Source organism: Flavobacterium sp. CF136, assembly GCF_000282055.1.
Classification (GTDB): Bacteria; Bacteroidota; Bacteroidia; order Flavobacteriales; family Flavobacteriaceae; genus Flavobacterium.
In genome coordinates, this window is the sequence record NZ_AKJZ01000007.1 from 261,551 (window position 1) to 287,640 (window position 26,090).

16 protein-coding genes are annotated in these 26,090 nt (G+C 34.1%); 8 read left to right on the forward strand and 8 right to left on the reverse strand.

Annotation, left to right across the window (positions count from 1 at the left end):
- The first annotated feature begins 18 nt into the window (after nucleotides 1-18).
- Nucleotides 19-3,414: a polysaccharide deacetylase family protein gene (locus tag PMI10_RS02290; protein WP_007804056.1), complete on the forward strand. Its 3,396-nt coding sequence runs from the start codon at nucleotides 19-21 to the stop codon at nucleotides 3,412-3,414.
- Between the two features lie 257 nt (nucleotides 3,415-3,671).
- Here the strand turns inward: PMI10_RS02290 and PMI10_RS02295 are convergent, their stop codons facing one another.
- Nucleotides 3,672-4,019, reverse strand: coding sequence for a winged helix-turn-helix transcriptional regulator (locus PMI10_RS02295; protein ID WP_007804058.1), 348 nt, complete (start codon nucleotides 4,017-4,019; stop codon nucleotides 3,672-3,674).
- A gap of 129 nt (nucleotides 4,020-4,148) precedes the next feature.
- On the opposite strand from PMI10_RS02295, the gene PMI10_RS02300 reads away from it, so the two are divergent.
- The gene (locus tag PMI10_RS02300; RefSeq protein ID WP_007804060.1) at nucleotides 4,149-5,093 is read left to right on the forward strand and encodes an NADP-dependent oxidoreductase; all 945 of its coding nucleotides are present in this window, start codon (nucleotides 4,149-4,151) and stop codon (nucleotides 5,091-5,093) included.
- 74 nt (nucleotides 5,094-5,167) lie between these two features.
- On the opposite strand, the gene PMI10_RS02305 is transcribed toward PMI10_RS02300, so the two are convergent.
- The 7 genes from PMI10_RS02305 to PMI10_RS02335 all read right to left on the reverse strand — a co-directional run bounded on the left by PMI10_RS02305 (nucleotide 5,168) and on the right by PMI10_RS02335 (nucleotide 13,374).
- Nucleotides 5,168-5,731, reverse strand: a complete 564-nt coding sequence (locus PMI10_RS02305) for a hypothetical protein (protein ID WP_007804062.1) — start codon at nucleotides 5,729-5,731, stop codon at nucleotides 5,168-5,170.
- 124 nt (nucleotides 5,732-5,855) lie between these two features.
- A complete protein-coding gene (locus PMI10_RS02310; protein WP_007804063.1) occupies nucleotides 5,856-8,090 on the reverse strand; it encodes a multicopper oxidase domain-containing protein in 2,235 nt (744 codons plus the stop codon).
- Between the two features lie 5 nt (nucleotides 8,091-8,095).
- Entirely contained in the window at nucleotides 8,096-10,639 is a 2,544-nt protein-coding gene (locus PMI10_RS02315) for a heavy metal translocating P-type ATPase (RefSeq protein WP_007804065.1), read from the reverse strand.
- 242 nt (nucleotides 10,640-10,881) lie between these two features.
- Entirely contained in the window at nucleotides 10,882-11,442 is a 561-nt protein-coding gene (locus tag PMI10_RS02320) for a helix-turn-helix domain-containing protein (RefSeq protein ID WP_035631206.1), read from the reverse strand.
- A 2-nt stretch (nucleotides 11,443-11,444) separates the two neighbouring features.
- Nucleotides 11,445-11,975: a DUF3347 domain-containing protein gene (locus PMI10_RS02325; RefSeq protein ID WP_007804068.1), complete on the reverse strand. Its 531-nt coding sequence runs from the start codon at nucleotides 11,973-11,975 to the stop codon at nucleotides 11,445-11,447.
- A 111-nt stretch (nucleotides 11,976-12,086) separates the two neighbouring features.
- Nucleotides 12,087-12,470, reverse strand: coding sequence for a hypothetical protein (locus tag PMI10_RS02330; RefSeq protein WP_007804070.1), 384 nt, complete (start codon nucleotides 12,468-12,470; stop codon nucleotides 12,087-12,089).
- Nucleotides 12,471-12,540: 70 nt separating this feature from the next.
- On the reverse strand, nucleotides 12,541-13,374 hold the full coding sequence (locus tag PMI10_RS02335) for an AraC family transcriptional regulator (RefSeq protein WP_007804072.1): 834 nt from the start codon (nucleotides 13,372-13,374) through the stop codon (nucleotides 12,541-12,543).
- A 102-nt stretch (nucleotides 13,375-13,476) separates the two neighbouring features.
- Between PMI10_RS02335 and PMI10_RS02340 the strand changes: the two genes are divergently transcribed.
- The 6 genes from PMI10_RS02340 (at nucleotide 13,477) to PMI10_RS02365 (ending at nucleotide 26,032) form a co-directional block, all read left to right on the forward strand.
- Entirely contained in the window at nucleotides 13,477-14,643 is a 1,167-nt protein-coding gene (locus tag PMI10_RS02340; RefSeq protein ID WP_007804074.1) for an MFS transporter, read from the forward strand.
- Between the two features lie 651 nt (nucleotides 14,644-15,294).
- Nucleotides 15,295-18,507 (forward strand): SusC/RagA family TonB-linked outer membrane protein, encoded by a 3,213-nt coding sequence (locus PMI10_RS02345; protein WP_007804076.1) that lies wholly within the window; start codon nucleotides 15,295-15,297, stop codon nucleotides 18,505-18,507.
- Nucleotides 18,508-18,525: 18 nt separating this feature from the next.
- Nucleotides 18,526-20,307 (forward strand): RagB/SusD family nutrient uptake outer membrane protein, encoded by a 1,782-nt coding sequence (locus tag PMI10_RS02350; protein ID WP_007804078.1) that lies wholly within the window; start codon nucleotides 18,526-18,528, stop codon nucleotides 20,305-20,307.
- Between the two features lie 39 nt (nucleotides 20,308-20,346).
- Nucleotides 20,347-21,927, forward strand: a complete 1,581-nt coding sequence (locus tag PMI10_RS02355) for a DUF5123 domain-containing protein (RefSeq protein ID WP_157489682.1) — start codon at nucleotides 20,347-20,349, stop codon at nucleotides 21,925-21,927.
- A gap of 175 nt (nucleotides 21,928-22,102) precedes the next feature.
- Nucleotides 22,103-24,994, forward strand: coding sequence for a hypothetical protein (locus tag PMI10_RS02360; protein ID WP_007804082.1), 2,892 nt, complete (start codon nucleotides 22,103-22,105; stop codon nucleotides 24,992-24,994).
- Between the two features lie 246 nt (nucleotides 24,995-25,240).
- The gene (locus tag PMI10_RS02365; RefSeq protein ID WP_007804084.1) at nucleotides 25,241-26,032 is read left to right on the forward strand and encodes a T9SS type A sorting domain-containing protein; all 792 of its coding nucleotides are present in this window, start codon (nucleotides 25,241-25,243) and stop codon (nucleotides 26,030-26,032) included.
- Nucleotides 26,033-26,090 lie beyond the last annotated feature (58 nt).

The following is a 26,090-nucleotide window of genomic DNA, read 5'->3' on the forward strand; positions in this document are numbered from 1 at the left end:
AAAAAGCAATAAGAATATATGGATGGTAAAAAACAAATATTTCAGACATCTACCCAAAAACGCTGGAAAACTTTTCAATGGTCAAGCAGGCTTATTTTGTTTATTCTCATTTTAATGGTTCCAATTTTTCTCATTACTTTAAAAAGAGGATTAAAACCGGCATTACCACTTTTAGCCACTACTGTTCAGACAGGGCATAGTCTTGAAAATCCTGTTACTCCTAAAGATTTAAGCGCTAAAGAACTCAAAAAGTTTAAAGGATTTGATTATTTCTTAAGAGCAAAAACCAAAATAGAGAAATTAAAAAATCAACCGGTTTCTTCCAAAACGGCTTCAGAAGTTCGGGCAGCTTTTTATGTTGACTGGGATCCGCAAAGTTTATTTTCACTGCAAAAAAATATTGACAAACTCGATATGGTTGTTCCTGAATGGTTTTTTATAGACCCTAAAACCGATTTACTGCGAACAGAGATTGATACTGCAGCATTAAAAGTGATGAAAAAGCGAAAAGTAAAAATACTTCCATTAATCAATAATATAAATGAATCAGTAGGCGAAGGCGAATTTGATGGAGATCTTATTCATCGTATTCTTCATGACAAAAATAAAAGAGAAAGACTGATTAATGATATTGCAAAAGTCTTAAATCAATATAATTTTCAGGGTATAAATATTGATTTTGAGGAATTTAAGGAAAATAGTGATGAGCCCATAATTGCTTTTCAAAAAGAGCTGTATGAAAAATTGCATCCGCAAGGATATTTAGTTTCACAGGATATTATGGCCGATAATGATGATTTTAATGTAAAAGCATTGTCAAAGTATAATGATTATATGTTCCTGATGGCGTATGACGAACATTATGCGAGCAGTGTTCCCGGAGATATCAGCGGCCAGAAGTGGATTGAAAGAATAGTAGATAAAACGGCAAAGGAAATTCCGTCAAATAAAATTATTCTCTGTTTTGCAGGCTATGGCTACGACTGGCAGGAAAAAGAAGAAGGGGAAACAATCACTTACGATCAGGCAATTGCAATTGCAAAACAGCATAATGCATCCATAATATATAATGATAACAGTTACAATAACTCTTTTGCTTATACAGACAGCAATGGTAAAAAGCATCAGGTTAATTTTACTGATGCCGCGACTAATTTTAACACTATTAGATTTAGCGATGAATATGGTTTGGCAGGAACTGCCTTGTGGAGATTAGGAAGTGAGGACCAGCGGCTTTGGAGTTATTATCACCGCAGTTTAACCAACGAAAGTATCCGTAAAAAACCTTTCGATTTTAAGGTTATGAAGTTTGTAAATACAACAATTGAAAGTCCGGCTTATATTGGTGACGGCGAGATATTAAATGTAATAGCCGATCCTGCTCCCGGAAAAATTGACATGGAAATCGATAATGATGAAGCGATTATTACGGAACAAAAATATGTAGAATTACCAACAAAATATGTGATTAGTAAATTCGGAAATGTACACAAACAAGTAATTTTAACTTTTGATGACGGACCAGATCCTACTTACACACCGCAGGTATTGGATATTTTGAAAAGAGAAAAAGTCCCTGCTGTATTTTTTGTTATTGGTATTCAGGGAGAAAGCAATATTCCTTTGCTGCAAAGAATTTATAATGAAGGCCACGAAATTGGTAATCATACTTTTACACATCCTAATATTGCATTAGTAAGTTCAGAAAGGGCTTCGGACGAGATGGAAGCAACAAGATTGCTTATTGAAGCTGTAACCGGAAGAAGTACGGTGCTTTTTAGAGCGCCCTATAATGCAGATGCAGAACCAACAACCGAAACTGAACTTAAACCTATTGCCTTAAGTAAAGCTCAAAATTATTATACGGTTGGTGAAAGTATTGATCCTAATGATTGGGAAAAAGGTGTAAGTGCCGATACTATTTACAACAGAACAATAAAACAATACGAGGCAAATCCTGATAAAGGAATTATTTTACTTCACGATGCCGGTGGAAACAGACAGGCTACAGTTGAAGCTTTGCCCCGAATTATTAAATATTTCAAAGACAGAAATATTCAGTTTACAACAGTTTCTCATTTGCTTGGCAAAACCAAAGACGAAATTATGCCAAAAGCAAAAGGGGAGTTTGTTACACTGGATAATTTAATTTTTGATTTTGGATATTGGTTTGAACATTTTATTACTGCTACATTTTGGGTTGCTATTTTTCTGGGGTTTCTACGTATTGCATTGATGGCTGTAATGGCATTTATAAAAAAATGGAGAGATCATAAATATCCGCCGGTTTATAAATCGTCTCTTGGGTTTTTTCCAAAAGTGAGTATTATTGTTCCTGCTTATAATGAAGAGATAAATGCAGTAAAAACAATTGAAAATTTGCTTTGTCAGGATTATCCGGATTTTGATATTGTCTTTGTAGATGACGGGTCTAAAGACAAAACTTTTGAGATGGTCAGTGATGCTTTTAAAAATAATTCAAAAGTAAAAGTTCATACCAAACCAAACGGAGGGAAAGCTTCAGCATTAAATTACGGAATTGCATTAACACAAAATGAATATGTAGTTTGTATTGATGCCGATACACAACTTAAAACTGATGCTATTTCGCAATTAATGAAAGGGTTTCGAATTCAATTAAAAAATAATGAGGAAATTGGCGCCATAGCCGGAAATGTAAAAGTAGGTAACGAAAATACAATGCTTACCAAATGGCAGAGTATTGAGTATACAACAGCACAAAATTTTGACCGAAGAGCTTTTGATTTAATCAACGGAATAACAGTTGTTCCGGGAGCAATTGGAGCGTTTAAGAAAACAGCTATCGAAAAAGCCGGGGGTTTTACAACTGATACACTTGCGGAAGACTGCGATTTAACTATTCGTATTTTAAGAAATGACTATCATATTATTAACTGTATAAAAGCTGTCGCCATAACTGAAGCCCCTGAAAGTTTGAAAGAATTTATGAAGCAGCGTTTTCGCTGGAGTTACGGAATTATGCAGGCATTTTGGAAAAACAGAGATGCGTGTTTTAATCCCAGATACAAAGGTTTGGGAATGGTGGCGTTGCCAAATGTTCTGATTTTTCAGATTGTATTGCCAATCTTTGCACCTTTGGCAGATTTGGTGCTGATTTTAAGTCTGATTTGGAATCATAATGATCCGGACAGTCTTCATAAAATATTAATTTACTATATTGCTTTTATGTTGGTTGATGTGCTGGTTAGTGTTATTGCTTTTATTTTCGAAAAAGAAAAACTGACCAAATTAATATGGTTAATTCCGCAACGGTTTGTGTACAGACAATTGATGTATGTAATTTTATTCAGGGCATTAAAAAGAGCGATTAAAGGTGAAAGCCAAAGTTGGGGAGTCTTAAAACGGACAGGAAATGTAATGTCTGTGAAGTAATTTTTTAATCTTTTGCATTGAGGACTGATCTTTAGAGAACTCACTTTTTACATCTATAGTGAGCTCCATTTAACCAAACATTAAAATTGTATGATGCAATTTGATTACCTGGAAGAAATATATAATTTGTGAAAGAAAACTAATTAGGCATTCTTTACAGATGCCTAATTTTATAGTTTCTCCGATTGCTTTTCTTCCATTGCAATTAGTAGTTCATTAATTGTTTCCTGAGATAATGGAGCCTTCAATGGTTTAGTTCAAACCTTCTCTTTTGCAAGCTGTTTGCTGCCCCATTCTCTCAAATGACTGATAAATGGAATGAGTTCCATACCTATATCAGTTAATGTATATTCTACTTTTGGTGGTACTTCATGGTATACTTTTCGAAAAATCAATTCATCATCTTCGAGTTCTCTCAAAGTTTGGGTGAGCATTTTTGGTGTTACATCTGTAATAATTCTTCGTAATTCACCATAACGAAGCACATTTTTGAGGCTTAAATTCCATAAAATCCGACCTTTATATTTACCTCCAATTCGTTTAAAAGCATAATCGACAGAGCAAATTGCATCTGTAGATTTATCTGTGTTATTATTTTTTGTCATTTTTTTAATTTTTAAAATATTGATAGTCAATATTAGTATACTTTTAGTATGTAGGATACAAAAAAGTGTATACTTGTGCCAAAGATACTGATATTATACTTTTGAGCTTTAATTTTAAAACAAATTATTATGAAAGCCATTATATTGAATGAAGCCGGAAGTGTATCAAACCTAACATATGTAGATATTCCGAAACCGGAAATTAACGATGATGAGGTTTTGATAAAAGTCAGTGCTTTGAGCATCAATCCGGTTGATTATAAAACAAGGTCTTCAGAAGAAAGAATCAATCGTTTGTTTGGAGATGAACGTCCGGTTATTTTAGGTTGGGATTTGTCCGGGACTATTGTAGGGTTGGGAAAGAATGTGTCCCAATTTAAATTAAACGATGAAGTATTCGGAATGATAAATTATCGCGGTAATGGAAAGGCTTACGCCGAATATGTTGCGGCTCCGGTTTCGCATTTGGCTTTAAAACCTGAAAATATTTCTCATCAAGAGGCCGCAGCGGGAACACTTGCCTTCCTAACAGCCTGGCAGTCATTAGTTACCAACGGAAAAATAAAAGAAGGTGATAAAGTTTTAATTCACGGAGCTTCGGGCGGAGTCGGGCATTATGCGACACAAATTGCCAAACATTTTAAAGCATATGTTATTGGAACTTCGTCTGAAAAAAACAAAGAGTTTGTTTTGCAAAATGGTGCAGACGAACATATAGATTATGCTAAAGCAGATTTTGAAAATGAAGTTTCGGATATTGATTTGGTTTTAAATCCAATTTCAGATGAAATTAACAATCGTTCTATAAATGTTGTAAAACCAGGCGGAAAAATTATTTACATTTTAGGTGAAATTGATCCTGAATATGTAGAAAAAGCGAAAAACAAAAAGATTGATTTGTTTGCTGTTTTTGTTAAATCTTCCGGTCCGGATATCAATATTGCTGCCGATTTAATGCAGAAAGGAATTATCAAATCACACGTTTCACAAATTTTTTCATTTGATGAAATGAAAAAAGCGCATCTACAATTAGAAACAGGAAGAACTGTTGGGAAAATTGTAATTGCACTTTAACAGAAGTTCTTTAAATAAAAAACATCAGTTCAAAATTTGTATGAACTGATGTTTTTATTCAATTAATTAAAGATTTAATCTTCTGAATAATATTGAGAAAACCATTGATCAAAATCTTCTTTGTATTCTTCCTGTGCTGCTTCAATAATAGCTGTTGCCTTTTCCTCTTCTACAGAATCAAGATTGAAATTTTCTTTTAGCCAATTTTTATACTCTGACAGATTTTCGCTCTCTTCATAATCGTCCTCGTCTTTATAAAAATAAACCTCTTCATGATCAACAGAAATTTCAGAATCGAAGGTTAGGAGTTGCATTAATTCAGTAATGTTTTTTGCAACAATGTGACAACCACCCTCATCACCAAAAACGACTACAGGTAATTCATTCAGTGATTTGTTTTTGTTGTCATCCCATAATGCATACATCGAACCAGTGCCATTTGCTTGTGCAAAAGGCATTAGTTTGTCTAAAAAATCTTTGTCTTTGGACCAGGTTGCAATTCCGGTTTTATCATCTCTGTATAAACCAAAACCCTGAGAATAATTTTCGAATCCAAGTTCGTCATTTATCTCAAAAAATAAAGTTAGTTCGTTTGTGATCTGATTATTGAAATTCTTTTTGAAATCATTCAGTTTCATAGCTATATTTTTTTGTTATATTTTAAATTTAATACCGAATCAAATATAACATGATTTACTGTTTGTAAGAAAATATTATTATTTTATTGTGTGAAATTCTTGTAAAAACACTTAAGAATCAATATTAATAATTCAAATTAATACCAAAACCAACTCCCATATCGCTATCATAATGCGTGGTGATTCCAAAGTTTCTGGCCACGATATATTTCAAACCTCCCATATATTCTTTATCTGTATTCCACATCAGACTCATTCGTAAACGTCTTGAAAGCGGAATATCTTTTCGCTCAAATTGCAAACGAACATTTCCATCGGTGTAAACTTCAACTTGTGCTTTTACCAGCATGGGTAAAGTATATTCAAGACCCGCACTAAAAACAGAACGATTGTCTTTGGTGTTAAATTGTCCAAAAAGATTCTTTTCCATTTCACCTTCATCCATTTTTCGGTATCGCCAGTCAAAGCCAATAAAAGGCATTAACCATTGATTTTTTCCGATGTATCGTCCAATATGAGTTTCAGTTTCGTAACCGTGATGATCGTTATAACCCAATCGCCATTCCGTTCCAATGCTCCAACGCGTATTACTGAACATAGCTTCGCCGTCATTTCCGTTTGTGGCAAAATCATTTTCGGCCATAAAATGAAACATTCTGTCATCCATTTTCAGCATTTTGTAAGCCATTTTCGGATCATGAATCAACGGATTCGGAGCCGAATTTTCATAACTAAAAATGCGTCCCATTCCCGCCATCATGTGATATAAAATATGGCAGTGAAAAAACCAGTCGCCATCAGCATTTGCTTGAAATTCAATTGTATCGGTTTCCATTGGCATAATATCAATCACATTTTTCAGTGGTGCATAATCCCCCTGTTCGTTCAGGACTCTAAAATCATGTCCATGTAAATGCATCGGGTGGCGCATCATAGATCCGTTATACAATACGATTCGAACGTTTTCTCCTTTTTTAATCAGGATTTTATCCGTTTCTGAAATTACTTTATTATCCAGACTCCAAACATAGCGATTCATGTTTCCGGACAATTCAAAACGTAATTCTTTTACCGGAGCATCTTTCGGAAGATTTGTTTTGGTTGGGGATTTTAGCATTCCATAATTCAAAGTAACCATTTCAGCAGTTTCCGTGCTGTCGTTAGCCATCTGCATGTTTTCCATTTTATGTTCCGAATGATTCATGGCTTTCGAATTTTCATCTTCGCCTGTAATTTCGGGATACATTACAGCATTCATATCCATTTTATTCAATGACATATTCATGCCCATGTCATTCATTTCTCCGTTCATTTTCATCATGTCGTTCATCATTTTCATTCCTTCAAAATATTTTAATTTCGAAAGATGTGCAACAGGCTGCTTAACGCCATCGCCTAAAAATAAAGAAGCTGAACCAGTTCTGTCTTCGGCAGTAGCCAAAAAGGCAAAAGATTTATTGTCTTCCGGAATCGTAACCACAATGTCATAAGTTTCAGAAACAGCAATAATCAGACGATCCACTTCTACAGGTTCAACATCGTTTCCATCGCTGGCTACAACAGTTATTTTTCCGCCACCGTAAGTCAGCCAGAAATAACTTGAAGCACCTCCGTTTGCAATTCTGAGCCTGACTTTTTCTCCGGGTTTAAATTGCGAAAGCTGATTTTCATTTTTACCGTTAATCAAAAACTTTTCATAATACACATCGCTCACATCCATTGCATTCATTCGTTTCCATTCGTTGGTAACTTTGGTCGAAAAATGTCCTTGTTTAATGGCTTCGGCATAACTCTGTGTTGTTCCTTTTTTTATGGCAAACCAATCGTTGGCATTATGAAGCATTCGCTGTACATTTTCCGGCTTTAAGTCTGTCCATTCACTTAAAATAACCGGAACTGTTGGTAAATCATCAATCCCTTTTCTAAAAGTTGGATCACCTTTCTTCTTGTTGATGATGAAAAGTCCATATAAACCAGCCTGTTCCTGAAGCCCGGAATGGCTGTGGTACCAATACGTCCCGTTTTGAATGATTGGAAAACTGTATTTATGCGTTGTATGGGGTGCGATCGGCATTTGTGTTAAATACGGAACGCCGTCTTCTTTATTAGGCAGAAATAATCCGTGCCAATGCAGTGAAGTGCTTTCTTTCAATTCGTTATGAACATAAATTTCCGCAATATCTCCTTCTGTAAAAGTTAAGGTAGGCATCGGAATCTGACCATTTACGGCAAAAGCATGTTTTTCTTTCCCCGAAAAATTGACAATTGTATCGCGAACGTATAAATCGTAACGAACTGTTTTTTGGGCTCTTGCATTTAAAACAATCAAAAAGACAATAAGAATAGTATGTAATTTCATCTAAATTATTTAAGATTTAAATTTCGTAAGCGTAATGCATTTACAATTACTGAAACGGAACTCAGGCTCATCGCCAGCGCCGCTAACATAGGTGAAAGCAAAATTCCGGATACAGGATACAAAATTCCTGCTGCAATAGGAACGCCTAAAACATTGTATATAAAAGCAAAAAACAAATTTTGTTTGATGTTTTTCATTACGGAATAACTTAGCTTTTTAGCTTTTACAATTCCATTTAAATCACCTTTTACGAGTGTTATTTTAGCACTTTCAATAGCAACATCAGTTCCTGTTCCCATGGCAATACCGATATTTGCCTGAGCCAACGCAGGAGCATCATTGATTCCGTCGCCTGCCATGGCTACAATTTTACCTTCGGCTTGCAATCGCTGAATTTCTTTTAGTTTATCTTCAGGAAGACAATCTGCTTTAAACGAGCTTAAATGCAAATGATCAGCAACGGCTTTTGCAGTATTACTGTTATCGCCCGTCATCATAATCACTTCAACTCCCTGATCGATTAAATCTTTGATTGCTTTTACGCTGTTTTCTTTTATGGCATCAGTAATAGTTACATAACCCAAAACAATTTTATCTACGGAAATATAAGAAACCGTTTTACCCAGATTTTGCTCGGCAACAATCTTTTTTTCAATATCCTCAGTGATCGAAGCGCCAATCTGATTCATTAGTTTTTTATTTCCTAAAGCCACTTTTGAGTTATTGACAGTTCCTATAACTCCTTTTCCGGCAATAGCTTCAAAGTCCGGAACTTCAAGTGTCGTTTGATTTTTAGCTTTAGCAAAATTAACTACGGCTTGTGCCAAAGGATGTTCGCTGTGTTGGTTTAGGGAAGCAATATTTTGCAATAAAACATTTTCATCATTATTAACAGCATAGATTTTTTCTACAGATGGTTTTCCTTCGGTAATTGTTCCGGTTTTATCCGTAATCAAAACATCAATTTTACTCATGTTTTCTAAGGCTTCGGCATTTTTTATCAGGATACCGAATTGAGCTCCTTTGCCTACGCCCACCATTACTGACATTGGGGTGGCTAATCCTAAAGCACAAGGACAGGCTATGATCAAAACCGCAATTGCATTAATCAATCCATAAACATAGGCAGGTTCAGGGCCAAACTTTGCCCAGACAATGAAAGTTACTATAGAAATGATAACAACTGTTGGGACAAAATATTTGGATACCCGGTCGGCTAATTTTTGGATGGGGGCTCTCGAACGGCTTGCATCATTGACCATTTGTATAATTTGTGAAAGCAGGGTTTCTGAACCTACTTTTTCGGCAATCATTACAAATGATTTGGTACCGTTTATCGTTCCCGAAATTACTGTATCGCCAACTTTTTTATCAACCGGAATGGGTTCTCCGGTAATCATTGCTTCGTCAATACTACTTTCTCCAGTTGTGATTTTTCCGTCAACCGGGATTTTTTCTCCAGGTTTTACACGTAGTAAATCTCCTTTTTTAATATTATGAATCGAAATTACTTTATCATTTCCATTTTCGACTAAAGTTGCTTCGGTTGGAGCTAATTTTAATAATTCTTTTATGGCTCCGTTGGTCTGCCCGTGGGCTTTAGCTTCTAATAGTTGTCCTAATAAAACTAATGTTAGGATAACCGTTGCAGCTTCAAAATAAAGATGAATAGTTCCGTGATGCGATCTAAATTCGGACGGAAAAATATCCGGAAAAAACATTCCGACAATACTAAATAAGAATGCAACACCGGTTCCAATCCCAATTAGGGTAAACATGTTTAGATTCCAGGTAACAATCGATTTCCAGGCACGAACAAAAAACATCCAGCCTGCGTAAAAAAGCACGGGAATTGAAAAAAGGAATTGTATCCAGTTCCAGTTCTCAATAGACATTAGTTTATAAAGAGGATTGTTCGGAATCATTTCTGACATTGAAATAATAAAGATTGGAAGCGTAAATAATACGGCAATCTTCATTTTTTTTAGTAAATCAATGTAGGTTTTGTTTTCTTCAGATTCTGAAGCTTTCATCGGAACCAAATCCATTCCGCAAATTGGACAATCCCCAGGTTCGTTCGAAACAATTTCAGGATGCATCGGGCAAGTAAATTGTGTATTGCCTATGGCGACTTGGGGAACTAAATCCATTCCGCAAACTGGGCAATCTCCAGGTTTATCATAAGTTTTGTCGCCTTCGCAATGCATTGGGCAATAAAAAACACCGGTTGTATTATAATTGTGAGTTACAGTAGTTTCTTTTTTATGATGGTGTCCTTCGTGATTGTCTTTCTTCTGACTTGAACAACAGGATTTAGGAGGAGCTTCTGCGGTATTTTTTGCGGTAGTCATTTCAATAGTGTAATTTCCAACTTGGCTCAGGATTTCTTGAAATTTTTCAGTTGGAAGATGCTTTTCCATTGTGATAGTAGCCAAAGGTGGGTTTAAAGTCACCTCGGCCTGAATTCCTTCTATTGTATTCAGTGTTTTTTCGACTTTTGTGCGACAGCCATCGCACGACATTCCTGAAATAGTATATTGATGAGTCATTGTTTTATCTTTTAAAGTATTACAATGCAAATTTCCGAAGTAACAATTACTTCGGGTTGTATAATTTTGAAAATGATTTGTAAGATTTACAAATTCTCTGTAGTTCGGTTTAAATAAATCTCGCGAAGTTGGAGAGGCGCAAAGCTTTATTTTTTATTCTTTTTAAATTTGGCGTCTCAGCGACTTTGCGAGATATAAAAAAATATGACTTTTAATTTATTCAGTCTCTTTAATAATAGAATTTACAAATTCTCGATCTGAATACGATTTTTATTCTTCAATTGCTTAAAGTGAGTAGGGGTAAAGCCTGTAATTTTCTTGAATTGATTGCTTAAATGTGCCACATTGCTGTAGTTTAAAATATCCGCAATTTCGCTTAACGAAAGTTCATTATAAATCAATAATTCTTTTACCTTTTCTATTTTCTGACTGATAAAATATTTTTCGATAGTTGTATTTTCTATCTCCGAAAATAAATTACTCAGTGTATTATAATCCTGACTGAGGTTTTCTGCCAGATAATCAGATAGATTGGTTTTTAATTCATTGTTTTTATGATGAACCAAATCGATAATAAGTGTTTTTATTTTCTCGATTGTTTTACTTTTTTTATCATCAAGCAAATCAAAACCTAAGGAGTGTAAGTTCTGAAGTAAAACTTCTTTTTGGCTTTCTGTGATTTCGTTTTGCAATTCGACTTCACCCAGTTCTACAGAAATAGTCTGAAGTCCGAGTTTTTCAAACTCAGACTTCACAACCATTTTACATCTGCTGCATACCATGTTTTTGATATAGAGCTTCATGTTTATTTGATAGTTTCTACCACATTTCCGCAAGTCAGCATTGATGATCCATAATACGGATTCTTAACAGCTTTTTCTTTGCTTAACCAATTAGCATCGGCCATTGGACAATATTGATAGTAAACCGTTTGTGCAGGATTTGAAGCTTTAATTAGCTCGTAAGTACTTTTAGATAATGATTTAAAAGTTTCACGTTGTTTTTTAAGATCCTGATTAGATGAAATTGATTTTGCATCAGAAGCCATTTTTTTCATGACTTTCATCCAAACTGTATGTTCATCGCTTTTTAATTTATCCATTTTTACAGCACTTATAACAGTTAACAAAGTGGCAGCTTTCGCCGAAGTTGTTTTTGCATCACTTTTGATAAGTGCATCTTTCATTGCAAAATAATTATCAAAAACAGGTTTCAGCTGACTTGAGTCCTGAACATATTTTATAGTTGTTTGAGATTTTGTTTCTTTTGCTGTGATTGTATTTACAGATAATATTATTGCGATTGCTGCAAAAACAGCCGCTATTGAATTTTTCATTTTATATGTTTTTAAAAAGGAATTCGAATTTTCCTTTGGTTTGTTTTTAACTGAATTTTAGAACAAATGGTTTCAAAAATGACCCATTTATGGCTGTTACAAATACAATTATTATATTTTTGGAGGTAACCAAATCGAAGTGAAACCATCAGAAATATTGGCTTCGTTATAATATGAATTAGGTTTTTCTATTGAGAAATTAAAAATATTATTTTGAAAATTAAACTCATTTGAAGCCGGAATGCTAAACTGCAAAGAGGAAGTTGTACAATTAGTGTGATTGCATTTTCCGTCACAATCGTGTTTTTCTTTTTTAGAATCTTTAGTTTTCTTGCAGCATTCTTTCGTACAGCAATTTTTTTCCTTTTCGTCTGAAGTGATTTCTCTTTTATGAGAAGTTTTTACAGTATTATTTCCACATGCAAAACCGGAAATCGGAATCAAAAAGAAACCAATTGTCAGCAGGAGAGATAATATGTAAATTTTTTTAGTCAAGGAAAAATTGATTTGTGATACAAATTTAGATAAAAATATTTAGCCCGAAGGTTTTTTAAGATTTCAATAACTAAAGCTTTTTAAAATCTGTAGGATTCATATTTTTTCTCTTTTTGAAATAATTAGACAAATGACTTTCATCTGTAAAACCAAATTCATAAGCAATTTGTTTGACCGGCAATTGATTGTTTTGGAATCGTTTCTCGATTAAAGTTGTTCTCAGGTTATGAATATAGTCACGATAACTAATCGCAAAAGTCCTTTTGAAATAAGCACTGAAATAAGTTTGTGCAATATTAAAATGATCTGCAATTACTTTAATCTGAACCAATTTGGGCTTATAAATGTTCTGATGGATATACGAAGTGATTTGTTCATTATCAATAGAATTTCCTTTAACGACAAGATTCATATTGTGCATCGTTTCTTTGATTAATCCAAAAATAGAAAGGATTTGGTAAAATACAATTGGCGAATTCGAAACATCGGTTTTACAATTGTAAGCAGCAATGTTTTCAATAGTATTCTTTAAAATCGTTTTGCAGGGATCATCTAATTTTAAAACAGTTTCTTTGAGTGTTTTATCACGCATGAAACTTTCGGGCGTATGAATTAAAAACTCATCACAAGTAAGATTTTGTTTTGAATTAAAATAACTATCCGTGAATTTGATATAGAAAAAACGAGTACTTTTTTTAATGTCAAAATAATGTTCGTCATCTGGCGAAATCACAAATAAATCTCCTGATTTATAAGGTAGTAAATTGTGGTTTAAATGATGAATGCCGCTTCCTTTTTTAATATAAATGATTTCATAATACGTATGAGTATGTGGCGGAAGATGAAATTTCTCATCTTCAAATTCATCTATAGCAAGTGTTTTGAATTGATTTAATTTTGGCATAACTTAAATATACAAGTTTATGTTATAAATATACAATTATTTTTTTATAAAGCTGGCGTAAATTTGCCCCATAGAAAATCTATTCCTTTCTTGTAAAAACAAATGAAAAAAAGTCTTATTGCATTATCATTAGGAGGTTTAACTATCGGAATTACCGAATTTGTAATGATGGGCCTGTTGCCGGATATTGCTTCAGATATGAAAGTTACAATTCCTGTTGCAGGATATTTAATTTCGGCATACGCGCTGGGAGTTGTTATTGGAGCTCCTTTACTGGTTATTATTGGAAGAAATTATGCTCCCAAAAAGATGCTTTTAATTTTGGCGATGATGTTAACTGTTTTTAATGCACTTTCAATTATTGCACCTACTTATAATTTTTTATTTGCGTCAAGATTTCTTTCCGGATTGCCGCATGGTGCTTTCTTTGGAGTAGGAGCAGTAGTGGCAAGTCGTTTGGCAGACAAAGGTAAAGAAGCTCAGGCAATCGCAATTATGTTTTCGGGTTTAACGTTGGCTAATCTTATAGGAGTCCCAATCGGTACATATATAGGACACAATTTTATCTGGCGTTATACCTTTATACTTATTGCTGTTGTAGGTCTGCTTACCTTTTTGTTTATTTATTTATGGATGCCGAATCTGGAAAAAAATCAAAATGTAAATATGAAAACGCAGTTACAATTTTTTAAGAAAGCTGATGCCTGGTTGATTATCGGAATTACCGCGGTTGGTTTCGGCGGATTATTTGCATGGATTAGTTACATCGCACCATTGCTGATAAATATATCTAAATTTTCTCCACAGGATGTTTCTTATATTTTGATTTTAGCAGGTTTCGGAATGGTTGTAGGAAACTTTTTAGGAGGTAAATTAGCTGATAAATTTTCACCCGCACCAACGACTTTGGCTTTGTTGTTTGTAATGTCTGTCGATTTAATTTTAGTTTACTTTTTCTCCTTCAACCAATATGCTTCTTTATTCCTGACTTTCTTAACGGGCTGTATTTCTTTCTCGGTTATTGCACCTATACAAATGTTAATGATTCGTACTGCCAAGGATGCTGAGATGATTGCTTCTGCAGCACTACAGGGAAGTTTTAACATCGGAAATGCTTTGGGAGCTTTTTTAGGCGGATTACCATTGGCTGCCGGATATAGTTTTACCTCTCCTAATCTTATAGGCGTTGGAATGTCTATTATAGGTATGATAATCACTTTTATCTTAATGCAGAAAAATAAAGCAGTCTTACAATTGCAAAGTGCTTAAATATTTTAAATTTCAATCCCTTAAAACTTTTTTTAAGGGATTTTTTTTATAATCAATTAAGGCATTTTGTAACAAATGTCATTTTGTTAAATTACATATTGATTATGTTAAAATTTAGTTGAGATATTCTTAAAGGTGTATTATGGAATTCTGTATAAGAGAATTCTGAATCATTGCTGTCTAAACCCAGGTAATATTTAATGGATTTCTTTATTTACTTCAGATTTAGCTATAAAATATAAGAAAATTACCTGTGTATTTATTTCTTCGTTAAAATTGTGAAAATAATTGCAGATTCTGTAATCGATTGAATTTTATGCAATAATTTAATATACATAAAAAAATAAAAGCATATTTGATAATTTTAGTAGATATAAATTGCACATGTAATATTAAAAAAGAGAATAATTTTTCATATGTAATTTTTTTTATGATTTTTTTGTGAAATTTAATTTTTTATATAGAATTTTTTTCTAAGTTTGTGTAATCGATTACATGATATTTTTTTGGTTTAAAAAACAATCATTGTTTTTTAATATTTTTAAGAGTTTTTAATAAAATTTCTGCTCTGATTCTTGAAAAAAATATTGTGTTTCAATGAAATATAAAACTTAAAACTAAACTATATAATAATAAACTAAACAGTAAACTATGAATTTCAAAGAGTTATTTAAAGGGACAAATTGTTGTTTTGCAATTGTTTTCTTATTGTGTTTGCTTTCCGGCAACAAGGTGAGTGCGCAAAATATAACAATACAAGGTGTTGTTAAAGACGCTGCAGGTCTAAGCTTACCGGGCGTAAATGTATTAGAAAAAGGTACTAAAAATGGTGTTTCAACAGATTTCGATGGTAAATATAAGTTAAACCTCACGAATTCTAAAGCGGTTGTGGTGTTTTCTTTTATAGGTTTTAAAACTAAAGAAGTTGCCGCCTCAGGGAAAAGTAAAATTGATGTGGCTTTGGTGGAGGAATCAAATACATTGAATGAAGTAGTGGTTGTAGGATACGGAACAGTGAAAAAATCTGATTTAACGGGATCAGTTGCGACTTTAGCTGGTAATGATTTAAGGAAAACTCCGGTTTCCAGTATTGCAGAAGCCTTAACAGGTCGTGTGGCCGGGGTGAATGTAACTTCTTCAGAAGGTTCTCCGGATTCAGAGATTAAAATTAGAATTCGTGGAGGTACTTCTTTGACTCAGGATAGTTCTCCTTTATATATTGTTGATGGTTTTCCTGTAAACAGTATTAATGATATTTCTTCTTCTGATATTGAATCTATGTCAATATTAAAAGATGCTTCGTCTACTGCAATTTATGGTTCAAGAGGGGCGAATGGTGTTATTATTGTAACTACTAAAAGTGGTAAGGATGGTAAGATAGCTGTGAATTTTAATATGTTTTATGGTTTGAAAGAGATGGCGAAAGAAATTGATGTTCTTCAGCCGGAAGATTTCGTAAAATGGCAATATGAATATGCATTGCTTGCGGACGATGTGCCATCTTATGAAAAATACTTTGGTGCATGGCAGGATTCTGATATGTATAAAGGGATGAAAGGTAATAATTGGCAAAAACAGACTTTTGGACGTACAGGAGAAGTTCAAAGTCGGGATTTAGGAATACGTGGAGGTTCAGAGAAAATTAATTTTAATTTTAATTATGCACACTATGATGAGAAATCAATTATGGTTGGTTCTGATTTTAAAAGAAACAACTTGTCGCTTGCGTTAAAAAGTAAAGCCAGTGAAAAAATTGATTTAGCTTTTACTATGCGTTATTCTGATACGGAGATTAATGGGGGTGGCGTGAATGAGCAAAAAGAGGTATCTTCTTCAGATTCACGTTTAAAACATGCTGTGGGATATTCCCCAATTCCGTTGCCTGGATTAACTACGTCTGATACAGATGAAGCGGTTTCAACTTATTTAGTGAATCCTTTTGTATCTATTGCGGATAACGATCGTCAGCAGTTAAGAAAAAACTTCAATATGTTAGGGAGTTTCGGATGGAAATTAACAGATAACCTTAGTTTAAAAACAGATTTAGGTTTAGATAATTATAATTATTTAGATTATCGTTTTTACGGACGTTCAACCTACTATGTAAGCAATGTTCCTGCTGCAGAAAATCAAGGTATGCCGGCACTTATAATTACTGATCGTAAGGATAATAAATTTAGAAATGCAAATACACTTAATTATGATTTTAAAAAATCTCTTGGAGAAAATCATAACTTAAAAGTTCTGGTTGGAGAAGAGTCAATCAATTATAAAAGAACAGACATGACTTCTGTGGTTCATGGATTGCCTAAGTTGTTTACTTTTAATCAATCACAAAAATTAACTAGTCAAGGGAAAGACTTTATTGTGGATAATAATTATTCCCCGGATGATAAATTACTTTCTTTCTTTGGGCGTGTTAATTATGATTTTAAAGATCGTTATCTTTTTACAGCAACGTATCGTGCCGATGGCTCCAGTAAGTTTTTAAATGATAATAAATGGGGTTATTTCCCAGCAGCTGCAGCTGCTTGGAAAATATCTGAAGAGAGTTTCTTAAAGGATGTTTCCTGGATAAATACACTTAAACTTAGAGTAAGTTATGGAGAAGCAGGAAATAATAATATTCCAACAGGACAACAGGTTCAAAGTTTTCAGTCTTCAAATTCTGAATGGATAAATGGAGTTGACAACTACTGGGCAGCTTCTAAAACAATGGCAAATCCTGAATTAAAATGGGAAACTACTATAACACAAAATATAGGTTTGGATTTTGATTTTTTCCATAGTCGTATAAATGGTTCAGTTGAGGTTTATAAAAATGTAACTAAGGATCTGTTGATATTATTTCCAATTTCTGGGGTTGGTTATGATAATCAATATAGAAATATGGGTGAAATTCAAAATACAGGTATAGAGGCGACTTTAAATCTTGTTGCAATCGAAAATGCAAAATATGGTTTGAGTTTTTCTTTCAATGCCGGATTTAATACTAATCGTATCAACTCGCTTGGTGTGATGAATAATTTTGGAACTAATACAAACTGGGCATCAACACAAATTGGAAATGATTATGTAGTAAATGTTGGTTCTCCAGTGGGGTTAATGTATGGTTATCAAAATGATGGTAGATATGAAGTTTCCGATTTTGATTATGATGGGTCAAAATATACATTGAAAGCTGGTATTGCTGATGCCTCTGCTATTGTTGGAACTTTACAGCCGGGTATGATGAAATTAAAAAATGTTGACGGTTCAACTGATAATAAAGTTACTGCAGCAGACCAAAAAGTTATTGGTAATGCAAATCCAAAAAGTACAGGAGGTTTTACAATGAATGCTAATGCTTATGGGTTTGATCTTTCAGCTGCTTTTAACTACAGTATTGGAAACGATATTTACAACGCAAATAAAGTTGAGTTCACAACAGCTAATCCAAATGGTCAATATAGAAATTTAAGTTCAGAAATGGCTGACGGTAGCAGATGGACAAACCTTGATCCTGTTTCAGGTCAATTAGTAACTGATCCTGCAGCATTGACAGCTCTGAATGCTAATACAACAATGTGGTCACCATATATGAGCCGCTTTGTATTTAGTGACTGGGCTGTAGAAGATGGTTCTTTCTTAAGGCTTAATACGCTTACTCTAGGATATACATCTCCAAATGCTTTTGTTTCCAAATTAGGCATTTCTAAATTAAGATTTTACTTTACAGCTACGAATGTTTTTGTTCTTACAAATTATTCAGGTCCTGATCCTGAGGTTTCAACAAGAAGAAATACACCTCTTACACCAGGCGTGGATTATTCAGCATATCCTCGTAGCAGACAATTGGTTTTTGGTCTAAACCTTAACTTTTAATTAAAAAAATATCACAAGATGAAACATAAAATAATAATAGCAGGATTCATTATAACAAGTCTTTTTAGTTCTTGTCAGGAAGATTATTTAGAGGCTCCTGCACAATCAACATTAGACGAATCAGTTATTTTTTCCTCTCCTGATCTTGCAAAAGGGGCAATAGACGGAATTAAAATTCCATTTGCTGAAACTAACTCATACAGAGGTCGTTTTCTTCCTCTTTATGGTTTAAATACAGATGTGGAATGGTATAACTCTTCGCAAACGGTAAGTGAGGCTTCTGATTTGTGTACTTATGATGCTAAACCGATTAATACACAAATGAATACATCTAATAATGCCTGGGCAATGATGTATTCAGGTATTGAACGTGCTAATGTCTGTATTCGTGGATTACGTACTTATGGCAACCCTGTAGCCGGATCAGATTTAGGATATTTATTGGGAGAGGCTTTAACATTAAGAGCGATTTATTATGCAGATTTAATAAAAGCCTGGGGAGATGTACCAGCTCGTTTTCAACCTATCAATAATGAGACATTATACTTGCCTAAATCAAGCCGCGATATAATTTATAAACAACTTATTGCTGATTTAGGTGAAGCTGCGACATTAGTACCCTGGCCTAATGAAACGGCTGCAACAAGCAGTGTAGAACGAATTAATAAAGCTTTTGTAAAAGGATTTCGTGCCCGTTTGGCAATGGCAGCCAGTGGATATCAACAATATCCTGATGGTATCAGAAGAAGTACTGATGCTGAACTTTCTGTGGCTAATATGTATGCATTGGCATTAAAAGAATCTCGTGAAGTTATTGCAAGTGGTTCAGCTCATTTAGAGTCTTCATTTGAAACTTTTTGGAAAAAATACAATCAGGAAAATATAACAGCTGGTGGAGAATCTCTTTGGGAACTTCCTTTTGCTGAAGGTAGAGGCAGAATGTTGTTTACTTTTGCAGTTCGTCATACTACTGAGGATCAGTTCCATTCTAATGGGAATAATCGCGGAGGAGTTTCAGGGCCACTTCCATTTGTTTTTTATGATTATGATCAGGCAGACACACGTAGAGATGTTACCTGTGTTCCTTACAAATGGGGTACAGCTGTAAATGATATCGCTAAACAAGAGCTTGGTGCTTTAAATACCTGGTATTTTGGTAAATATCGTTACGAATGGATGACACGTTTTGTTACTTCGGATAATGATGATGGGGTAAATAAGATTTACATGCGTTATGCAGAGGTACTTTTAATTGCTGCTGAAGCGGCAAATGAATTAGAAGGTGCTGCTGCTGCTGCCCCTTATTTGAAGGAAATTCGTAAAAGAGCTTTTCCTGCTGCTGTCCAAGCTGTAAAAGTGGATGCTTATGTAAATGCCCTGACCGATAAACAAGCTATGTTTAATGCTATTGTAGAGGAAAATAAATTTGAATTTACAGGAGAAATGGAACGTAAGCAAGCACTTATTCGTTGGAATTTGCTTAAAACAAAATTAGATGAAGCGAAACAAAAAATGACTAATTTATCTCAACGTATCGGTGAATATGCGGATGTACCTAGTACTTTGTATTTCAAATATAAAGCGGATAATGTGAGTCTTGATATTTATGGATTAAACCGTGGTGAAACAACAAATCCAGGGGTAGATTATACTTCTTTTGCCTGGACTAGTCTTAATGACGCTAAGATAGCTTCACTTTATAAAGCAACAGTTAACCCTGATGCCAGACAATTATGGCCAATATGGCAAGTGTTTATTGATGCAAGTAACAATCAGTTAACTAACGATTATGGTTATTAACCAATAAAAATTAATAATAAATTATAAGTTATTATGTTTATGAAAACAAAAAATATATTAAAAGGATTAATAGCCACATTATTATTAGCATTTGCTGTTTCTGGCTGTGAAAGTTTTACTGAGGATGTAATAGATAGCTTAGATGTAAGCAGAGTTTTCTCTCCTCTTAATCTTACAGCTAAAATCAAAAATCAGACAACAGTTGAATTAAATTGGACTGTTAATGATGAAGTGGATCATTATATAGTAGAGTTTAGCGCAAATGATACTGAATTTAAAACTATTTTTAAAACAGTTGAAATTACTGGTAAAGAACTGCCTTTGACTGTAGTTTTAGAAGGGGAAACGGTTTATTCGATTAGAGTAAAAGGAGTAAGTGCAACTGGTTTGGAAGATTCTAAATGGTCAGGGATTACTGCTACTACTTTATCGGAACAACTTTTCTTACCTATACAAGAAGGAGATATTCTATCTAAAGTAGCTACCTTAAGATTTATTCCGAATAGTAATGTTACGAAAATAGTACTTAGTCCGGGTGATATTACACATACTATTACAGCTGAAGAAAAAACAAATGGGATTGCAATTATTACAGGATTAACTTCGCAGACTATATATACTGCAGATTTGTTTAATAATACATCAAGAAGAGGGTCAGAAGTAATTACAACCAATATTGATGTTTCAGATGGTATTGAGGTTAAACCAACAGATAATTTAAATGATGTAGTGGCTAATGCAGCATCTGGTGCTTTATTAATATTAAATCCCGGAGACTATACTGTTTTTACAAATTCTGAAGTCATATTAACAAAAGCAATAACAATTAGAGGACTTTATAGTTACAACAAGCCAAAGCTTCATGTTAAATTTACGGTTAATCCAGGTGTTCTAAGTGCAACCTTAATGGATTTGGATTTAGAAGCAACTGCTCTAACTAATGCCAGTGTTGTTACTATTTCTGCCTTACCAGGTAATTTTGGAGATATTTCATTAAAGGGTTGTACTATTCATGATTTCACACGTGCACTTATATCCGGTGGAAATACCAGCGGAAATATAGTTAACTCTGTTACTGTTGATAATTGTGTTGTTAAGAATGTGAATACAAACGTAGGTGCTGATTTTATTGACTTCAGAAATACTTATGTAAAAGACATTATTATTAAAAATAGTACATTCGATAATTGTTCACCATCGCGTGATTTTGTAAGAGCAGATGCTACTGGTAGTTTATCCGGAGGAGCTTTGACTACTACTGTGTTAATTGAAAAATGTACTTTGAATAATGTTTCAAACAGTGCAGTAGTATCACCAACAGCAGGAAAAAGAATATTATATCTTCGTTTTCTGTCAAATGCATCTACTGTTAAAAATACGCTGATTACAAATACAACAGCAGTTTATACAAATCAACCAGCTACAACAGCACCGACATTTACTAAAGATTATTATTTCAATGCCGCCGGTTTTAAGGATACAGCGATTCTTAATAATAAAGTTGATGCTTCCGGAATTGTAGCTGATCCGCAATATGTAAATGCTGCGACAGGGGACTTTACAATCAAAAATCAAACTTTGATTGATAACAATATAGGGGACCCTCGTTGGATTAAATAAAAAATAAACAACTATTTGTTAATTAAAAAGGCATGCTGAATTTAATCGTTTTTGCATGCCTTTTTTGATTTAAGCATAACATTTTTTGCTTTGTCATTTAAGAACTTCCTGATTTAGAAACTTTTTGAATTTTAAAAAACATTAATAAATAATTTACTAATTAACCAAACCACTTATGAAAACAAAATTACGATTTCTCTTTTTTGCGATACTGCTTTCAGTATCGTTTGCCCAAGCTCAAAAAACAGATGTTTGGGATCTTGGAGGTGCAACATTAGATGTCAATTTGTATAATAATAAATTGACAGCTACTGATATCAATACTTGGTATACTTATAGTGGAACGATTATTTCTGGAACTTCATCGTCTGCCAATACTTTGACCAGTTCGGTTGTACAAACGCTCACCTCCGGAGTGTTGACTCTTAAAACAGGAGGTTCCGATAGATTGTATACTACGAATACAGCCATTACGCGTTATGGTACCAGTGTTAGAACAACCGATACTAATTATACTGGAGGATATTATTGTAATGGGAGCGCTAGTTCCACTACCCGCTTTTTTACATTGACCCTGAATCCAGATGATGAAGTGACTGTGGTTTCTGCCATAGAATCAGGATATACAAATAATTTGTTGACTGTTGTTAATACAACAACTAATACACAGACGGAATCTATTCCGTTGGGAGTTTCCGGAGGTGCTGTTACGTTGGCAAAATTTCAGGCAAAACAAGCAGGAGATTTTAAAATATCGTGTTTAGGTGGTAAAGGAAACTACTTCAGAATTTTGAGAAAACCAGCCACATACACTACTATTACAGGCACTGTTGATGAAACTGCGGCTCCTGGAATAACAGGGTATTCTGTTGCGTTTACAAATCCTGCCGGAAAAGTATGGACTGCACCGGTAACCTCCGGAACTTATAATGTAACACTGCCTGCGGGATATACATACCAGATGAGTTTGTTGAATGCAAACGGCTATATCATTAGTAATGGCGATTCTCTAAATGTTTTAGCAACAACCACAAGCTATAATATAGTTGTACTAAAAGTAGATTTATTCACTGTATCAGGTTCTATTACAGGATTGGGAACCGATATTTCTAAAGTAGCTTTGACTTATACTCCTGATCCATTAGCTAATAAAATTTTTATTCCGAAACCGGTTATCAATACTGCGAATTCTACTTATACCGTAGAACTGGAGCCTAATACTCAATATACAGTTTCGGCAACGGGAGTTAATAATTATGAAATTTTAGCCAATACAATTACTGTCACAGGTACAACTACTGCAGATGTTGCATTTACGAATAAACCTGTTTATCCTGTAACAATTACAACCACTGGCTTAGATGCCGCTCAAATTAATAGTTTGACATTAACTTTTACTAACTTGAATGAAAGTGGATATGTTTATACTTTTGCGCCAGGAGCTGCAGTCAATTTGCGTAATGGTACTTATGCGATTACTTACAGTGGTTTGAATAGCAGTGTTGTGGTGATGACTTTAACTTCTAACTTAAAAGTAACTGGTGCAGCGACTTCTAAAACACTTGATTTCGTAGCACCTGCACCAACAGGAAGTATAGCTTATGCCTCAGTTCTTACCGTTGGTACCGATAAAACATACAAAACGATTAATGCGGCCCTTGCTGATGTCACAAGAATGACGCGTACCAGTACAGATCGTGTTACGATTATGATTGATCCTGGGAATTATGAAGAGATGATAGATATTACCCAAGCTAATGTTACTTTAAAAAATGCTGCAGCAACACCAAATATTAATTTGTTAAATAAAGGAGTTGATATTGCAGCTGGAGCTGTTAGGATTACTTCTTACTATGGTGTAGGCTATAATTACTATAGCATGAAGAGCAACCAAAAATGGGATGCCGATGTTTTAAGAGTAAATAAAGATAATGGGTATCAGACATATACAAATGTAAGTGGGACTACCAATAATTCCTATTGGAATGCAACATTGCTGATTAGTGCAAACGGATTTATTGCTGAAGATATTATTATTGAAAACTCCTATAATCAATACATCTCATTAAAAGAATCTCAGGATGTCGTTGAGTTGGCATCAGGAAACAAAGGCGTTCGCCCAACAACATACGGAAGTACTGCTGTTCAGGATAAAAGTTTTGTGGAAAGAGCCGCCGCTTTTGCTGTTAAAAATGGAATAGATAAAGTAATATTGAATAAATGTCGTGTTGTTGGACGCCAGGATTCTTTCTTTGGTGGAACAACTGCAAGAGTTGTAGTTTATAAAGGTGTGATGATGGGGGCTACTGATTATATTTTTGGAGGTATGGATGCAGTTTTCTATAAAACAGATTTCGCCATGAACACCAGTGATGCCAGCAGTGATGTGTGTTACATAACAGCAGCACAGCAAGCTACCGGAAGAGGGTATTTGATGTATGAGTGTAAAGTTACATCTGCAGTTCCTGGTACAGAAACCGCATCCACTTATGGTTCTAAGCCAGGCTATTTTGGTCGCCCTTGGGCTGCAAATACCAGTGAAGTAGTTTTTTATAATACTACTATCGAAACTTCTGCTAATCCTTCTTATGCTGGTCAATCACTAATTTTGCCCCTTGGATGGAATAACTCATTGAGTGGAGAGTCTGCAAAAATGTATGAATATGGAACTATCGAAAACTCAGGGGTAGATAATTCAGCAAGCCGTGCAGCGTGGGCTACTAAATTAGCAGTGCCTACACTTACAGATGGTACAGCAATTACAACTTTCAATTTTACAAAAGGAAGCGATAACTGGGACCCGTTGCCACAATTAATTTCTAATGAAAATTTAGGGGTTAAAGATAATACGCCAACTTCTGCTGTTAATGTATTTGGCTATAAAAACAGAATCGCAATTTCAAATGTAAAATCAGAAACTTCTGTAGCTGTTTATAGTATAACCGGAGCTAAGGTAAAATCATTTAAAACAAATCAGGACGTTGATTTTGAATCCCAAAATGGAGTTTGGATTGTTATAATTAAAGCTGCCGATGGTCAGAAATCAGTAAAAATCATTACACACTAATAATTCTGATTTTAGATTTTTAATATAAATTATTGCAAAAAGCAAGCCTCTGAATTCTTTTTTAGGGCTTGCTTTTTTCTTATAATACTACTACGATTTCGCAGTTTTTCTTTACGAGTAGATAATTATCATAACTGTATGGAGATGTGTAAAATAAATACTTAAAAATTTAGATTTAATAAAAAAATATCTTTAACTTTATGCAATCGATTACAAGTGTAATTACTAACTATTAAACTATAAATTATGAAAAGAAAATTACTTTATTTAACTTCTATTTTGCTTTTTTCAGCTTTGTCTATTAATGCACAAACTAAATCTTGGACTTTTGACGACACCTCTGTTTGGCCTGTAACAGGTGTCGCCAGTGGAGGACCAGCAGTAGTTAGAGATTTGTTAGGTTGTGTTCCAATTACAGGTACTTCTACAAATTATTTTGCAGCTCAAGCTCCTACTAGTATTGCGTACTCTGATGCTACATCATACACGAGTATTGTGAAAACAGGAGGTGGTGGAGCAGCCACTAATAATATGCCAACGGTAAGATATTTTTATTTTAATGTTGATGGTGCAGCTACTGTAAAAGTTTGGTTTCAACATGGAAGTAACGCCGCTAGTGCAGATCGCACATTGTTTTTAACAAATGGAACAGTAGAAATAACAAAAAGTATTGTTGCAGGAGCTGCTAAAGGAATTCTTCAAGGTACTTCAACTGGAGCAGGTAGGTTGTATTTATATGCAGACAACGGTATGTATATTAGTAAAATTGAAGTTACAGGTGCAAATGTAACAACTCCTTCTCTTGGCATTAATGATTTTCAGGCTGATGCAGTATCAAACATTTACTCTAACGGGAAACTGGTTTTTGTATCTAATGTAAAATCAGATACGCAGGTTGATGTTTACGGAATTAGTGGTGCTTTGATTAAATCATTTAAAACAGGATCTGATACGAGTTTTGATTTAAATACAGGTATTTATGTTGTAAAATCTAAATCAGCTGAAGGAGAAAAATCGGCAAAAGTATTGGTGAACTAATTTATATTGTTTTACAATATTAAAAAGAGAATGTTCATATAATGGATGTTCTCTTTTT

Coding starts and splice junctions, on each gene's coding strand:
- PMI10_RS02360 (WP_007804082.1), top strand. CDS start 22,103: ATGAAAACAAAATTACGATTTCTCTTTTTTGCGATACTGCTTTCAGTA.
- PMI10_RS02320 (WP_035631206.1), bottom strand. CDS start 11,442: ATGAAGCTCTATATCAAAAACATGGTATGCAGCAGATGTAAAATGGTT.
- PMI10_RS02315 (WP_007804065.1), bottom strand. CDS start 10,639: ATGACTCATCAATATACTATTTCAGGAATGTCGTGCGATGGCTGTCGC.
- PMI10_RS02295 (WP_007804058.1), bottom strand. CDS start 4,019: ATGACAAAAAATAATAACACAGATAAATCTACAGATGCAATTTGCTCT.
- PMI10_RS02310 (WP_007804063.1), bottom strand. CDS start 8,090: ATGAAATTACATACTATTCTTATTGTCTTTTTGATTGTTTTAAATGCA.
- PMI10_RS02325 (WP_007804068.1), bottom strand. CDS start 11,975: ATGAAAAATTCAATAGCGGCTGTTTTTGCAGCAATCGCAATAATATTA.
- PMI10_RS02340 (WP_007804074.1), top strand. CDS start 13,477: ATGAAAAAAAGTCTTATTGCATTATCATTAGGAGGTTTAACTATCGGA.
- PMI10_RS02300 (WP_007804060.1), top strand. CDS start 4,149: ATGAAAGCCATTATATTGAATGAAGCCGGAAGTGTATCAAACCTAACA.
- PMI10_RS02345 (WP_007804076.1), top strand. CDS start 15,295: ATGAATTTCAAAGAGTTATTTAAAGGGACAAATTGTTGTTTTGCAATT.
- PMI10_RS02350 (WP_007804078.1), top strand. CDS start 18,526: ATGAAACATAAAATAATAATAGCAGGATTCATTATAACAAGTCTTTTT.
- PMI10_RS02305 (WP_007804062.1), bottom strand. CDS start 5,731: ATGAAACTGAATGATTTCAAAAAGAATTTCAATAATCAGATCACAAAC.
- PMI10_RS02290 (WP_007804056.1), top strand. CDS start 19: ATGGATGGTAAAAAACAAATATTTCAGACATCTACCCAAAAACGCTGG.
- PMI10_RS02335 (WP_007804072.1), bottom strand. CDS start 13,374: ATGCCAAAATTAAATCAATTCAAAACACTTGCTATAGATGAATTTGAA.
- PMI10_RS02365 (WP_007804084.1), top strand. CDS start 25,241: ATGAAAAGAAAATTACTTTATTTAACTTCTATTTTGCTTTTTTCAGCT.
- PMI10_RS02355 (WP_157489682.1), top strand. CDS start 20,347: ATGAAAACAAAAAATATATTAAAAGGATTAATAGCCACATTATTATTA.